At 70.9% G+C, this 14,524-nt stretch carries 10 protein-coding genes; 3 read left to right on the top strand and 7 right to left on the bottom strand.

The features are described from left to right. Positions 1 to 98: 98 nt before the first annotated feature. Positions 99 to 1,043, bottom strand: a complete 945-nt coding sequence (locus tag AB6L24_RS30535; RefSeq protein ID WP_405660595.1) for a hypothetical protein — start codon at positions 1,041 to 1,043, stop codon at positions 99 to 101. A gap of 286 nt (positions 1,044 to 1,329) precedes the next feature. On the opposite strand from AB6L24_RS30535, the gene AB6L24_RS30530 reads away from it, so the two are divergent. Then, positions 1,330 to 2,388: a chitinase gene (locus AB6L24_RS30530; protein WP_405660593.1), complete on the top strand. Its 1,059-nt coding sequence runs from the start codon at positions 1,330 to 1,332 to the stop codon at positions 2,386 to 2,388. Between the two features lie 122 nt (positions 2,389 to 2,510). Here the strand turns inward: AB6L24_RS30530 and AB6L24_RS30525 are convergent, their stop codons facing one another. Continuing rightward, positions 2,511 to 3,941 carry an Nramp family divalent metal transporter gene (locus AB6L24_RS30525; protein ID WP_405660592.1) on the bottom strand — a complete coding sequence of 477 codons (1,431 nt, stop codon included), beginning with the start codon at positions 3,939 to 3,941 and terminating at the stop codon, positions 2,511 to 2,513. Positions 3,942 to 4,091: 150 nt separating this feature from the next. Here AB6L24_RS30525 and AB6L24_RS30520 point away from each other — a divergent pair, with 150 nt between their 5' ends. Further along, positions 4,092 to 5,441 carry a M14 family metallopeptidase gene (locus AB6L24_RS30520; RefSeq protein WP_405660589.1) on the top strand — a complete coding sequence of 450 codons (1,350 nt, stop codon included), beginning with the start codon at positions 4,092 to 4,094 and terminating at the stop codon, positions 5,439 to 5,441. Positions 5,442 to 5,511: 70 nt separating this feature from the next. On the opposite strand, the gene AB6L24_RS30515 is transcribed toward AB6L24_RS30520, so the two are convergent. The 5 genes from AB6L24_RS30515 to AB6L24_RS30495 form a co-directional block, all read right to left on the bottom strand. Next, complete coding sequence (locus AB6L24_RS30515) at positions 5,512 to 6,162, bottom strand: hypothetical protein (protein WP_405660587.1); 651 nt, start codon at positions 6,160 to 6,162, stop codon at positions 5,512 to 5,514. Then, entirely contained in the window at positions 6,162 to 8,339 is a 2,178-nt protein-coding gene (locus AB6L24_RS30510) for a hypothetical protein (RefSeq protein WP_405660585.1), read from the bottom strand. The genes AB6L24_RS30515 and AB6L24_RS30510 overlap by 1 nt, the downstream gene beginning before the upstream one ends. 60 nt (positions 8,340 to 8,399) lie before the next feature. Beyond that, positions 8,400 to 8,816, bottom strand: coding sequence for a hypothetical protein (locus AB6L24_RS30505; protein WP_405660583.1), 417 nt, complete (start codon positions 8,814 to 8,816; stop codon positions 8,400 to 8,402). Position 8,817: 1 nt separating this feature from the next. Next, positions 8,818 to 10,008, bottom strand: coding sequence for a type VII secretion-associated serine protease mycosin (gene mycP, locus AB6L24_RS30500; RefSeq protein ID WP_405660580.1), 1,191 nt, complete (start codon positions 10,006 to 10,008; stop codon positions 8,818 to 8,820). A 1,650-nt stretch (positions 10,009 to 11,658) separates the two neighbouring features. Further along, positions 11,659 to 12,189: a hypothetical protein gene (locus tag AB6L24_RS30495; RefSeq protein WP_405660579.1), complete on the bottom strand. Its 531-nt coding sequence runs from the start codon at positions 12,187 to 12,189 to the stop codon at positions 11,659 to 11,661. A gap of 223 nt (positions 12,190 to 12,412) precedes the next feature. On the opposite strand from AB6L24_RS30495, the gene AB6L24_RS30490 reads away from it, so the two are divergent. Then, positions 12,413 to 14,509, top strand: a complete 2,097-nt coding sequence (locus AB6L24_RS30490) for a caspase domain-containing protein (RefSeq protein WP_405660577.1) — start codon at positions 12,413 to 12,415, stop codon at positions 14,507 to 14,509. Positions 14,510 to 14,524 lie beyond the last annotated feature (15 nt).

Here is a 14,524-nt window from a genome sequence, read left to right as displayed (position 1 = left end):
CTACCTACCTCGTTCGTGCAGCGAGTGCGTGTGGCTACGGACAGTGAGCGGGGTGGTGCGTGGGTGTCGTACGCGTGCGTACGCGCGCGGGTGCGGCGTTAGGTCCCGCCGCGGGGCAGGGCGTGCACCGTCGGTTCGGGTACGGCCGGTGGCATCGGCGCGGCGCAGAAGGCGCAGCGGTCCCCGATGAGTTCGAGACCGCACCAGTGGCAGTCCTCCCTCCGCACGGACGACACCAGTTGGTAGAGCACGGAGATGTCCGGGATGGCCGCGGCGAACTCGACGAGCTTGCCGGTGGCCCACCAGCGGGGCGAGTCCCCGGGCAGCTCCACGTCGGCGCAGCCCTGGACGTTCCAGGCGGGCGCGAGCGTGTCCACGACCCAGTCGGGGGCGAGCTGCCCGGCCGCGTACAGGAGCTTCGTGCTGAACGCGGGCCCGGCGGGGAGCCCGTCGCCGCCCACCTTCACCAGCTCGGGCCGCGGCGCGGCGAGTACCGCGAACTGGGCGCCCGGAACCCATGACTTGGTGTGCGACCGCAGCGTCACCGGCACCCGGTCGAGCTTGGCGACGGAGCCGAGGAGCGCGCCCGCGTAGATGTAGTGGCTGAGCAGCCGGGCGGCGCAGGCGAGCACGCCCGGGCTGAAGTCGCATATCGACAACTGCCGCAGCTGGAGCGCGAGGACGGAGAGCCCGAGGGGCGGCAGGTCGCTGCGCACGAGCGCGATGCGGTCGCTCTCAAGGACGGACCGGATGGCGTGCAGGCGGTGCAGGACGGCGGGCGGCGCGGAGGACGGGCAGAGCACGATCACGTAGCCGTGGTGCTCGATGAGGGTGTGCATCTCGGTGAGGGCCTGGTCCAGCGACTGCTCCGCGGACCCCTTCCCCGTGGAGGCCTTCGTGGCCGCCGACTTGGCGGCGTACCCCTTGCCCGCGTGCGCCCGCGCGGCCTGCACGGCGCTCTGCAGGACGGCGGCGGTCGGGGTGTGCCGGTCGGGCGAGGGCAGCACCAGCTCGGGGCTGGTGACGGCTATCGCGGTCGGCATGCGCACACCCCCGGCTCCGAGTCCTCACGCTCCCGTCCGCACGCCAGCGTTCACGTGCGCCTCTGACTGTGCACCATATCCACGCGGAGGCTCGGCTAACACCCAACTTCGCACTGTTCACCTCCGGGTTGTCGTGTTGCGTGTGCGCACGGGAGTTCCCGGAGCGCTCCCGGTCACGCGAGAACTCTTGACAACCCCATTGGTCTGGACCACGTTGTACGACCAAGCAGCAGCGGTGGCCACCGTTTTCGTACCTCCTTCCCGACTCCCCCCACGGAGGCAGAAGATGGACCGCGCACGCAGCAGAAGGAGCGCCCTCGTCGGTGGGCTCGCCGCGCTCGGGCTTGCGATCGCCGGGCTCGCGACCGGTGGCACCGCGAGCGCCGACGCGTCGCCGGGCGCGCAGGACAGCGGCACCCGGGCCGCGGCCGGGGCGCAGGCAGCCGCCGGGGCCAAGGCCGTGCCCAAGCACGCCGTCACCGGCTACTGGCAGAACTTCAACAACGGCGCCACCGTGCAGAAGCTCAGCCAGGTGCAGAACCAGTACGACATCATCGCCGTCGCCTTCGCCGACGCCACCGGGACGCCGGGGCAGGTGACCTTCAACCTGGACTCGGCCGGGCTCGGCGGGTACACCGTCGACCAGTTCAAGGCCGACATCAAGGCGAAGAAGGCGGCGGGCAAGTCCGTCATCATCTCGGTCGGCGGTGAGCGCGGCGCCGTCGCGGTGAACAGCTCCGCCGCCGCGACGAACTTCGCGAACTCCGTCCACTCCCTCATGCGGGAGTACGGGTTCGACGGCGTCGACATCGACCTGGAGAACGGGCTCAACTCCACGTACATGACGCAGGCGTTGAAGTCGCTGGGGCAGAAGGCGGGTCCCGGGTTCGTGCTCACCATGGCGCCGCAGACCATCGACATGCAGAACAAGAACAACGAGTACTTCAAGACGGCCCTGAACGTGAAGGACATCCTCACGGTCGTCAACATGCAGTACTACAACAGCGGTTCGATGCTCGGGTGCGACGGCAAGGTGTACAGCCAGGGGTCCGTGGACTTCCTGACCGCCCTCGCCTGCATCCAGTTGGAGGGCGGGCTCGCGCCGTCCCAGGTCGGCATCGGCACCCCCGCGTCGACGCGCGGCGCCGGTTCGGGCTACGTCGCCCCGTCCGTCGTCAACAACGCCCTCGACTGCCTCGCCAGGGGCACCAACTGCGGCTCCTTCAAGCCGTCCAAGACCTACCCCGGCATCCGGGGCGCGATGACCTGGTCGACCAACTGGGACGCGGCCAACGGCAACGCGTGGTCCAACGCCGTGGGTCCGCACGTCCACGGGCTCCCGTAGGCCTCCTGCCCTACGTCAGCCCCCTCCCTCCGCAGCGCCGCCGCTCCCCCGGCGGCGCTGCTGTCTTGTACGGGAGCGTGTACCGGGGCGTGTACGGGGACGCGTACGGGATCTCGTACGCGTCAGAAGAGGCGTTCCCAGTCCACGTCGATGACCTGCTTCACGCACAGCACCAGGAACAGCAGGCCCGCGATCGTCAGCATGCCGTTGCTCAGCCAGCTGTTGCGCCACGGGGCGGGCGTGCGCGAGGTGTTGAGGAGCCAGAGCAGGGTGAGGGCGAGGAAGGGCATGAAGAACGCGCCGAGCACGCCGTACGCCACCACCAGGCCGAAGGGCTCGTCGAGGAAGAGCAGGCCCATGGGCGGGAAGGTGAGCCAGAGGAGGTAGGCGCGGAACGGGAGGGACTTCTCGCGCTTGCCCTCGGCGACCTCCTTGACCATGTCGCTCTCGGCGGCGACGCCTGTGTCGGCGGCGCCCGTGTCGGCGGCGCCCGTGTCAGCGGCGGCAGCCTCCTTGGCGCCGCCGGACGCCGCGGCGCCGTCCCCCGACCCCCGCTCCCGCAGGAACCGCTCCACGAAGTCCGCGAACATCAGGCTGACCCCGTGCCACACGCCCATCAGCGCGCCGAACGACGTCGCGAAGAAGCCGATGAGGAACAGGTTCGCGGTGACCGCGCCGAAGCGGTCCTCCAGGACGTCGCCGAGCTGGATCAGGCCCTTGTCGCCCGAGGTCAGCGCGATGTGCGAGGAGTGCAGGAGCTCCGCGCCGATGATGAGCATGGCGACGACGAAGATGCCGGTGGTGACGTACGCGACGCGGTTGTCCAGGCGCATCACCCGGATCCAGGTGATGTCGGTCCAGCCCTTGGAGTTCACCCAGTATCCGTACGCCGCCATCGTGATCGTGCCGCCGACGCCGCCGATCAGGCCGAGGGTGTAGAGGATGGAGCCGTCCGGCAGGACCGGCGCGAGGCCCGCGAACGCGTTGCCGATGTCGGGGGCGACCCTGATCGCGACGTACACGACGACCAGGAACTTCATCCCGATCACGACCGTCATGACCTTCTCGAAGACGGCGTACCGGTTGAACCACACGAAGGCCAGGCCGAGCAGCCCGCAGATGACCGCCCAGGTCTTCAGGCCTGGGCCGTCCGGGAAGAGCGCGACCAGCGGCAGCGCGCTGGACGACATCGCCGTGGCGCCGTACACGAAGCCCCACACGATGACGTAGACGCCGAAGTAGTACGTCGTCCATTGGCCGAGGCTGCGCCAGCCCTCGAAGAGGGTGCGGCCGGTGGCCAGATGCCAGCGGCCGGTGGCCTCCGCGAGGGAGATCTTGACCAGACAGCCGATGATCGCCGCCCACAGCAGGGTGTAGCCGAACTTGCTGCCCGCGATCAGGGTGGCGACGAGGTCGCCCGCTCCGACGCCGGTCGCGGCGACGACGATGCCCGGACCCACGTACTTCCAGCTGGGTTTGCGCAGCGGGACCTTGGCCCCGGACGCGCCCGCTCCGCCGTTCTCACCGACCTCGCCACCCGTGATTTCAGCCATGCGATCAAGAAAGCGCAAAGACTCCTGGTGCACAAGAGGTACGTCGGGACGGCTCAAAGGGGCCATTGACCGGAGCATGCCACGCCGCGACCATGGGGCCGCACGCCCGCACGTCGCACGGCTCGACCCCCCACCCCCACAGGAGCACACATGCGACTTCGCATACGCGGAAAGAGATCAGCGGCCCTCGCGGCCATGCTGGCCCTCGCGGTCGCGGCGCCCCTCAGCGCCAACGCGTCCGACTCCTCCTCGCCCTCCGCCAGGAAGGCGGCCGCCGCCACCGCGGCCGACGAGGACGTACGCCAGTACTCCATCCCCGGCCCCTCGACGACCGCCGCGCGCACGGCGGTCGCCGCCACCGGCGTGTCCATCGACGAGGCCGACGACCACGCGGTCGTCGTCACCGCGGACGCCGCCCAGGCCAGAAAGCTGCGCGCCCTCGGGTACACACTCAAGGTCCTGCCCGCGCCGCCCGCCCGCACCGACGGCAAGCGCGCCGAGGTACGGGACTTCCCGCCCGCCGACTCCCGCTACCACAACTACGCCGAGATGAACGCGGAGATCGACCAGCGGCTCCAGCAGTACCCGAACCTGATGAGCAAGCGCGTCATCGGCAAGACGCACCAGGGCCGCGACATCGTCGCCATCAAGATCAGCGACAACGTCGGCACGGACGAGACCGAGCCCGAGGTCCTCTTCACCCACCACCAGCACGCCCGTGAGCACCTCACGGTGGAGATGGCCCTCTACCTGATGCGCGAGCTGGGCGCCGGCTACTCCGCCGACGACCGCGTCAAGAAGATCGTCGACTCCCGCGAGATCTGGATCGTGCCGGACCTCAACCCCGACGGCGGCGAGTACGACATCGCCAGCGGGTCCTACCGGAGCTGGCGCAAGAACCGCCAGCCCAACGCCGGTTCGGCCAACGTCGGCACCGACATGAACCGCAACTGGAACTTCAAGTGGGGCTGCTGCGGCGGTTCCTCCGGCTCCACCGGCTCCGAGACCTACCGCGGCCCGCGCGCCGAGTCGGCCCCCGAGGTCAAGGTCGTCGCGGACTTCGTACGCAGCCGGGTCGTCGGCGGCAAGCAGCAGATCAAGGCCGGCATCGACTTCCACACGTACAGCGAACTGATCCTGTGGCCCTACGGCTACACCACCGCCGACACGGCCCCCGGCCTCACCCAGGACGACCGCGACGCCTTCGCCGCGGTGGGCCGTAAGATGGGCGCGAGCAACGGCTACACCCCCGAACAGTCCAGCGACCTCTACATCACCGACGGCTCCATCGACGACTGGCTGTGGGGCAACCAGAAGATCTTCGGCTACACCTTCGAGATGTACCCGCGGTCTGCCGGTGGCGGCGGGTTCTATCCGCCCGACGAGGTCATCGAACGCGAGACGTCCCGGAACCGGGACGCTGTGCTCCAGCTTCTGGAGAACGCGGATTGCATGTATCGGTCCATTGGGAAGGAGCAGCAGTACTGCTCCGGTAGCTGAGGGCAGTCCTGGGAACGTATGGGCGCGGCGAGGGATGCCTCATCGGGACCCCCTCGCCGTGCCCCTGCCGTCACCCGGCTCGCGGTTGGCCGAGGCTCGGCGAGCCGGTCGGAAGGGCTGAGCTGCTAGCGCACTTGTACACGTCCCGGGCGGCCACACGGAGGGTCTCTGCGGTCAATTCGGCGAAGGCCTTCTCATCAGACCTGCCTGGAGGGAAGCCGCTTATGCCGAACACGCTCGCTGTGATCGTTCCTGGGGCACCCTGCATGGGACAGTTCAGGCGCAGAATGGCGACGTGCTTCGAGACGTATCCCCGAGCTTCGCCGAGCCGCAGCGGGACGCTTCCCGGGTTGTTCGCGATGCGCTCGACTTTGTCTTCAGCATCGTGACGAGCCTTGTACCTTCCTGTGTCCAAGAACTTGTTGTACTCCACCATCACTCGCCGACCACCAGCGGAGAGAATGCATTCTGGAGTTGGTCCAGTGTAAGGAACTCCAAACTCATCCCCGACGTTCTCCCAGTACTGCTCCCCTGCCTCTGGCAGGAAGTCAGCTACCAGATGCCCGGGCAGCGTTCTCCCGCACACGCGATCTGGCACGGCAATGGCGGGGTCACTGGCAGGCCACAGCTGCCAGACAGCTACACCAGCAGCAGTCACCAGGGCCACAGCAACGGCCGTCCAGAGATTCCTCTTGCGCTTCGGCGCTACGGTCCCGGGCATCAACCCGCTCCACCTTCACTCTGACTCGCAAGTCCGTAGTGCAGTTTGGCTCTTTGCCGTGCAGAGTCCGCCACGACGTCTGCGTCAGCGGAACTCTGCCCCTGCTGCCTCGCTGCGCTGTGCACAGCGTCGTACGTGGCATCAGCAGACTGCAAGAACTGCTCGTCCAGGAGGTTCTGCCTCTCCTTCATCGCGTCTTCGCTGGAATCTCTGCTGTACTTGTCGACAACGCTCTCCCGCGCGTCCTCAGCGATCCAACCAACGGCTTCGCCTGCATACGGAATCTCACTGGCCCCGATCTTGATGGCGCGTTCCGCCCACTTTCCCGCCGTATCGACGCTGCTGTTGAACTCCTCGTCAGCCGCGATTCGTTCATCGTAAACAGCTCGCGTCCGCGCTTCGGCCATGATTCCGGCGATGTCGGCGCCTGGGGAAACCTTGTTACTCACATCGCTCTTGACCGTCTCCTCAGAAAGACCATCGGGGTTCTGGAACGTCTCGTGAACGAGCTGGGTCGTGGTGGACTGCTGGGCGTTGAGGATGGCGCCATAGGCTCCGGGGTCCGTGCCCACCGTCCCCAGGAAATCTCGCACAGTGGCCATGGGAAGGTTGCCGATGTTCGCATTGCTGCCGTACGTCTTCAGCTCCCGCGGCCCGTTCATCCCGTCCTGGAAGTCCCTCATGTACTCCGCCGTGATGTTCCCCATGCTGCCCCGCAGCTTCGAGTCCTCCAGGTGCTGCGGATTGCTTCCGTAGTAGTCCACGAGGCGGTTGACGAAGGACGCGCTGGCGTCCGAGTGGGGGCGTGGGGAGGCTTCGGCGTCGTAGGGGGTCTGGTTGGCTGCCGATTCGAGGGCGTGGCCGAGGCTGGTTTCGTACTGGTTGCGGAGGTCGCTGCCGAGCAGCGGTGCGGCGGCGTCGTAGAGGCTGTTGCGGGAGCCCTCGCCGTGGCCGACGAGGTAGTCCCAGTGGCTCTGGGCGTCAGGGCCGCTGTGGAAGAACTGGAGGGATGCCTCGGGGTTGTGGCCGAGGGACTCCATGAAGCCGGAGACGGCGTCGCCGGGGGCGTCGCCGGGGAGGTGGTTGAAGCGGCTCGCGGGCGGGCGCGGCTCGAAGGGGGAGAGTTCCTTCTCGTGCTCCAGCAGTGCGCCGCCGTAGTCCTGAAGGAACTTCGTGTCGAACTTCCCCTTCAGCATCAGGCTCGACATGACGTCGAACCCGTACGGCGAGGCGCCCGCGGCGGCTCCCGGTGCGGTGGGAAGGCGTTGGCCTCCGGCCTCGATCAGGTCCTTCTTCCAGGCCTCCATCGCCGGGCTGTCGACCCTGGTCGCCGCGGCCAGCGTGAGGCTCAGGTTCTCCTGTACGCCGCCGAGGATCTCGGCGCGTTCGCGATCCACCGCGCCCAACGTGTCGGCGGGGTGGGCGAGGTCGCGCCAGAAGCGGAGGGTGCCCTCGGCGCCCAGCTCGGTGGCGAGGCGCGCGGCGAAGGCGGGGGTGTCGCGGTAGCGGGCGAGGTCGTCGTTGAAGCGTTTGAGCTTCGCTTCGCTCCAGTCGGCGACGCCGCCCTTGGCGATCTCCTTGGCCCAGCGGTCCGCGTCCGCCCGGCCCTGGAGGTCCTTCGCGTGGTCGAGGCTGTCCACGCGGACGTCGGAGAAGTCGTGTGTGCCGCGTGCCAGCGCCCGCAGGGCCCGTTCGGCGATGCGGTCCGTCTCGTCCGCCTCCTGGAGGATGTGCGTTGCGTCCCGCATGGTCGCGATCAGGTCCATCTGCGTGGGAGCGCCGTCCTTGGCCGCGTCCCCCGGAGAGCGGGCCTCCGCCCCGCCCTCGGGCGTGATGCGGATGTTGCGCTTCGCGGCGCTGTCCGCCACCCGTTCCATCTCGTCCTTGTGGTGGGCGAACGCCTTGTGCGCGCCCTGCAGGACCGCGAGGACGCTCCGCGCGGAGGTGACGGCGTCGTCGAACTCGGATGCCGTCCTGACCACGAACGCCTTGCCCACGGTGGCGTTCACGCCCTTCCAGTCGGCCAGCTCCGCCCTGCGCTTGAGCAGGGCCGCGCTGTCGCCGCCGCCCCCGCCGCCGGCCAGCTCGCCCAGGCGCCGCGCCATCACCTCCCAGTCGTCGACGGCGGAGGCCAGCTTGCCGAGACGCAGCCCGAGAAGGTCCTGAACGGTCAGCAAGTCCTCGCCCCTGTACCCGTACCCGTACCCGTGCCCGTGCCCGTCCTCATCCCCGCCCCGTCACTTCATGTACGTGTAGATGACCGACGCCGAGACGGACGTGGCGACCTTGTCGTCGTCCTTCCTGTGCTGTGCTCGGGTGAAGTCCAAGTGGTTGGAGATGTGACCGCACGCGTCCACGAGGGTCCTCGACTTGGAGTTCCAGGCGTCGTGCAGCTCGGTGAGCGCGGTGCCCATGCCGAGCCCTTCGTTGGACAGTTCGACGGCGGCGCCGAAGGTGGCCTCGCGGGCGTGGTCGGAGTCCTTGCGGAGGCGGTCGCGCAGCCTGTACGCGATGCCGCCGAGCGCGCCCAGCTCGTCGTCATGGACGACGAGGTCCGCCGCCGTGCCGGGCTGCGTCACGCTGTTGAGGCGGGTGCGGTCCGCGTGCCTCCGCGCGGCCGCGGCCTTCAGTTGCTCCCACTCGTCCCATGTCATCTCACGGTCTCCCTGTGACGTGCGCGTGCGCGACGGATCTGCGCCTGCGGACGGCCATGGCGGCGGCCGCCCCACCGATCAACGCCGCGGCGCCCACGCCCGTCACGATCCACGTCGTGGTGTTTGTTCCGCCGCCCCCGTCCTCGGCGGCTGCCGGGGCTGCGGCTGGGGTCCGCCGATCGTCGGGGGTCTCCGCTTCGGGGGACGAAGGGGCAGGTGGGGAGGGCTTCTTCAGGTCCGGGAGGGGGTACTCGTCGGCGGGGCCGGGGTCGCCCGGCTTCTCCAGGGCGACCCGGGGGCGCACGATGCCGTACCCGATGGAGTCGTTGCGCTTCGCGCCGTCCGTGGGGCCGCCGATGGTGTTGAGCATGACCCGAAGGACCTGGTTGTTCGTCCAGTCCGGGTGCTTGGACCAGATCAACGCGGCGCTGGCGGAGGCGAGGGCGGTGGCGTCGCTGGTGCCGTGGCCTTCGCATGTGCCTTTGCCGTTCCGGCACAGCGCGTGGATCTCGTCGCCCGGCGCGGCGATGTCCACCTGCGGACCGCGCTGGGACCACGATGCCCGCCGGAGGTTCTTGCCCACTGCCGCCACACCGACGACACCAGGCGTGGCGGCGGGGTAGGCGACGCCCTGCTTCTTCTCGGCGTCGTTGCCCGTCCCGGCGAGTACCAACGCCCCCTTGTAGAGGGCGTACTCGACCGCCTTCGTCAGCTCTGCGCTGTCCATGCCGCCGCCCATGGAGACGTTGATGATCCGGGCGCCGGAGTCGGCTGCGTAGCGGATGCCCTTGCTGAAGTACGTGGGCACTTCGAACGGGCTGACGTCCTTGGTGTCGGGCATCCGCACCGGCAGGATGTCGGCACCGGGTGCGAGCCCGAAGGCGCCGTTCCCGCCGCCGTACTCCCCCGAACCGGCGATGAGTCCGGCCATCGCCGTGCCGTGCCCGTCGTAGTCCGTGTGCTCGTCGCCCGCGCGGCTGGAGGGCGCGAAGTCCTTCCCGTCGAGGACCCTGCCCTCCAAGCCGGGGCTTTCCGGGTCCACTCCGGTGTCGATGACGGCGACCGTGAGCCCCTTCCCCTTGCTGGTCTGCCACATCTGCTCGGCCTTCATCGCGCCGAGGTGCCACTGCTTGCCGGGTACAGGCTCCGCGTGCGCGGGAGCGGCGGCGGAGCCGACCAGCAGCAGGCTCACGGCACCGGTGATGATGCTCCGGAGTCGCCCACCGCACAGCCCGCGGACAGGCATCTGCTTCCTCATGATGTCTCGGTCTCTCGGTGCGGGATCAGTCGATGACGGGAGGTACGACCCGGCGGCCGTCCTGCCGCCAGGTGTCCTGGTCCTCGGTGAGGTGGTCGGGCCGGTCGCGCCGTTCGTCGTCGCCTCGCGAGCCGGGCGGCCGGGAACCCCTCGGCGCCGTACCGCCCTGCGGAGGCCCCTGAGCACCGCCCGTACGTCCCTGCCGCCTCGGCTGCCCGCCCACAATGCCGTTGGGCGCACCCATCGGCCGTTGCCCCGGCATGGCCGCGCCCCGCCCGGCACCGGGACCTCCCGTGCCGGTACCGGCAGTCGGGCCGCCCAGGACCGTCCCTCGTGGCAGCCCGCCCGACGGTCCGCCGGGGCCCGCCGGAACGGGACGGCCACCGACGATTCCGTCACGGCCCTGCGGACGTCCAGGGGCCGGATTCCCGGACGCCGGGGAAGGCGTGCCCACCACCGGCCGTGCGGGGCCCGTCGGGTTCGGAGACGCCGACGGCGGGAGTGGGCCGACACCGGGCACACGCCCAGGAGCAGGTTCCGTCCGCCCGGTACTCGGCGGTGCGGACGTACGCCTGCCGGATTCCGTTCGCCGCGGGCCCGGCAGCTTCGACGGGCTCGCAGGCGGCCTCGGAACACGGCCAGGAACCGGCGGAATTGTGCTCACGGGCTGCGCTGTGCCGCCGTCGAGCCGGACTCCGCTCGGCGGGACCTCAGGATTCGCCGGGGGCGCCTGGGGCAGCGACTGCCCCACGCCGTCGATCTCGACGCCGACAGGCTCGACAGGCACGGGGCCAGGGGCCGACGGGAGAGGCGGCCGCCGCGCCTGGTCCGGCGTGTCATGCCCCGCACCTCCACCTCCGGGGCCGCCGCCTTCGGCCCGTGGATGATCCGTTCCGCCGGACGACGGGATCGCCAGCCCGCCCGGGGGCGCTCCAGAGCCAGCAGGGGCGCCTCCGTGGGGCGACGCTCCCGCGGGAGTGTCGTGGCGCCCCCGGTCCGGGGCCAACGGCACCATGTCCCCCGGCAATGGCCGAAACCGAGGCCTCTCCAACCCCTCCAACTGCTCCGCCGACAACCGATACGCCTGTCCCAACTTGCGCATCTCCGCCGCGGCCTCCTGCCGCACCTTCTCCTCGGCCGCCTCGAGCCGCGCCAGCTCGCCCGCCGACTTCGCGCCCACCGCGCGCGCGTCCGGGTCGTTGGGGGACGACTGCGCCGCCTTCACGTTGCCCTCGGCGCCGGCCTTGTCACGGGGGATCGACGCCTGCGCGGTGGCGATCGCCTCCGAGGCGCGGGTGAGCCACTTCGCGGAGTCCTCGCTGAAGTCGCCCAGACGGTGGGTGGAGTTGGCCAGGTCCGCGCTCCACGTACGGAACGCCGTCGCGCCCTCGCCCTTCCACCGCACCCACTGCGGCCGCACCTTCAGCTCGTCCGCGATCTTGCGGATCTCCGTGGCCGCGGCGACGAGCCGGTCGGCGGCCGCCTGGACCACGCCGCTGTTCGCCTGGTCCAGCCACGCCAGCATCTGCTCGTGGCTCATGGACTCGAAAGAGGTGCCGCCCCCGCCGCTTCCTCTGCCGCCCATCAGATGGTCCCTCCCGCGTCGCCCGCCCCGTCCGACGGCCCTCGCCGGTCCGCGCGGCCCGGGACCTCCCTGCCACCGGCGCCATCGGCCCCGTACCGCTCCGCGATCCCCGCGCTGATCTCCGCCATGCGATCGCGAACGTCGTCGTCGACGTTCCGATAGCCCTTGTGCGAGGCGAGGACCGCGATGCCCATGCCCTCGATGGAGTCGGAGAGGAGTTTGGACAGGTTCTCCAGCTCGGAGATCACGGTCTCGTAGGCGCCGAAGACGCCGGACGCCTCCGCCCACGCCCCGTCGCCGCCGCCGAACTGGCCCCGTGCCAGCGGCTCTTGTCCCACCTCGCCCGGCCCCGCCGGGGATCCCTCGAGGTTCCGGATCAGCTCGTCCACGCGCTCCTGGAACCGGACGAACGACGAGAACTCCGTGGCCACGTCGGCGGCGGCGTCCCGCACGCCGCCGAGCACATCCGGCAGCCCCGACGCGCCGCCCGGCCTCCCCGCCGAAGCCGCACCACCGGATCCTGACAGCACCAGTCCCACCCCCGCGGCGACCAAAGCCACATCGCAAGCCACATCGCATAGCTATCGCGAACTGCCAAGCAACTCTAGCCACAGAGGGCGACACTTCGTAGCCGGGTGATCACAGGGGTGATCGAGTTCAAGCCAGTGCGCGACCCGAGTTGGACCCAAAGGCGGTCAGGGGGCGCCCAGTTGAAGGGTGTGCCGCGCGCAGCCGGGCTGGCAGACTCCCGGCATGGGTTCGATCTTCGCGTTCCTCGCGGGCGTCAACGCCTACGATCCGCGGCTCGCCAGGCCCCTGCGCGGCTGCGTCAACGACGTCACCGCCGCCCGTGAGCTGCTCACGCGGCGCACGAACGGCGCGGCGAGGACCGCCGTGGTGTGCGACGGCGAGGTGACCGTGGCCGTGGTCGAGGACGGCATCCGCCGCTTCCTGGGCGCGGCGGGGCCCGGCGACACGGCGCTGTTCTGGTTCTCCGGTCACGGCACGCACACCTGGGCCACCGGCGCCGACCTGCTCGTCGAGCCGACCGGCCGCAACCAGGCCCTGCTGTGCACGGACGGGCCGCTGCCCGACAAGCGCCTCGGCGCGCTGCTCGACGCGGTCGCCGCGCGCGGCGCACACGTGGCCGCCGTCCTCGACTGCTGTTTCTCGGGCGGCGCGACACGGGAACCGGAGGGCCTCACCGCCCGGTTCGCGCCCCCCGCGGAGGCGTCGCCCGGCGCGGAGCCGTGGCGCCCGCGTGAGCCGCGCGCTGCCGGAGGGCGGGACGTGCCGGTACGCGACGACGCCGGGCGGCACGTCCTGCTCGCCGCGAGCCGGCTCGACCAGCTGTCGTACGAGGGGTGGTTCGGCGACCGGCCGCACGGAGCGTTCACGTACGCGCTCCTCGGCGCGGTCCGGGACGCGGGGCCCGACGCGACGTACCGGAACCTCCTCGCCGCGGCGGACGCACGGGTGCAGCGCGGCGGCGTCGGCCAGCAGCCGGTCCTGTATCCGGCGGCTCCCGGGGGCGTCGCCGACCTGCCGTTCCTGGGCGGGGCCGTGGCCCGCGCGCCGGGCCCGTATCTGCTGCGGTGCGGCGCGCGGGGGTGGGAGGTCGACTGCGGTACGGGGCACGGCCTGCGGGACGGGGAGGGGGCGTCCGGGACGGAGTTCCGGGTGGTGGGGGACGGAGGGGATGCGGGAGGTGAAGGGGAAGCACCTGAGGCCGTCGGGGGCGGCGGGGATGGAGAGGGTGCGGCTGACGGTTCCGTGCGGGGGCGGGTGGTGCGGGCGCGGGAGGTGTTCGCCGACCGGGCGCTCGTGGATCCGCTGGGGTGGGAGCCCGACGCCGGGCAGGTGTATCCGGTGGCCCTGTCCGCGCTGGCGCTGGCGCCCTCCACGGTGAGCTTCGGGGCGGAACCGGGCGGGCCGCACACGAGTGGGCCGTCCGGCGGAGCGCAACCTCCCGGCGGCCCAGTCCCCGCTCTCCAACCCCCGCCCCTCGAAGCCGACTTCAGGAACGCCCTCGCCACCTCCGGCCCCGGCAACGGCCCCTCCCCCTTGCTCCGCCTGACCAACACCCCCGCCGACCTCCACTTCCACGTGGAGCCCCGAGACGGCCTCGCCCATGTCCTGCGGCGCGACGGCACCCCCTTCACCGCCCCGCTGCCCCTCGCGGGACCCGGTGACGTACCGCGCCTCGTGGACTGCCTCTCGCACCTCACCCGCTGGCACCAGATCCGCGATCTGGCGCCGCGCCCCTCGGTCCTGGACAACCTGGTCCAGGTGGAGATCGCGCCGTGGGGCGCCCCGCCGGGACAGGTGCTCGTGCCGGACGGCAGCGGGGAGATCGTCTGCGCGTACGGTCCCGAAGGGGCGGAGCCGCGCGAGCCGTGGGTGTCGATCCGGCTGCACAACCGCTCCCCCGGACGCACCCTGTGGTGCCTGCTGCTCGACCTCACCGACAGCTACGGCAGCCACTCCGCGCTGTTCCCCGGCCGGTTCATCGGCCCCGGCCGCACCGGCCACGCGCTGGACGGCGACCCCGTGCAGCTGTACCTGCCCGCGTCGCGGCCCGCCGTGCCGGGGGCGTCGGCGCGCGACTGGCTGAAGCTCGTCGTCGCCGAGGGCGAGCTGAACACGGTGCCGTTCCACCTGCCCGCGTGGGACGCGGACCGATCGGGGGCGCGGGACGACGCCGTCGGCTTCGGCACCGGGGCGCTGCGGCTCGACCCGCCCGAGGCGGCCGTCGGCAGCCGCGACCTCGGGGGCGTCGCCCCGGGCTCCCCCGGCCGCTGGACCGCCCGCACGATCAGCCTGCGCACGGTCGTTCCCGAGGGCTACTGACGGCTGCTGACGGCT

This window comes from Streptomyces sp. RK9, assembly GCF_045070545.1.
In the GTDB taxonomy this organism is placed as follows: Bacteria; Actinomycetota; Actinomycetes; order Streptomycetales; family Streptomycetaceae; genus Streptomyces; species Streptomyces alboflavus.
This window is presented reverse-complemented; position numbering and strand designations above follow the sequence as displayed.

What these genes read in the sequence shown, in the direction of transcription:
- AB6L24_RS30535 (WP_405660595.1), bottom strand. Translation starts at nt 1,043, where the DNA reads ATGCCGACCGCGATAGCCGTCACCAGCCCCGAGCTGGTGCTGCCCTCG.
- AB6L24_RS30530 (WP_405660593.1), top strand. Translation starts at nt 1,330, where the DNA reads ATGGACCGCGCACGCAGCAGAAGGAGCGCCCTCGTCGGTGGGCTCGCC.
- AB6L24_RS30525 (WP_405660592.1), bottom strand. Translation starts at nt 3,941, where the DNA reads ATGGCTGAAATCACGGGTGGCGAGGTCGGTGAGAACGGCGGAGCGGGC.
- AB6L24_RS30520 (WP_405660589.1), top strand. Translation starts at nt 4,092, where the DNA reads ATGCGACTTCGCATACGCGGAAAGAGATCAGCGGCCCTCGCGGCCATG.
- AB6L24_RS30515 (WP_405660587.1), bottom strand. Translation starts at nt 6,162, where the DNA reads ATGCCCGGGACCGTAGCGCCGAAGCGCAAGAGGAATCTCTGGACGGCC.
- AB6L24_RS30505 (WP_405660583.1), bottom strand. Translation starts at nt 8,816, where the DNA reads ATGACATGGGACGAGTGGGAGCAACTGAAGGCCGCGGCCGCGCGGAGG.
- AB6L24_RS30490 (WP_405660577.1), top strand. Translation starts at nt 12,413, where the DNA reads ATGGGTTCGATCTTCGCGTTCCTCGCGGGCGTCAACGCCTACGATCCG.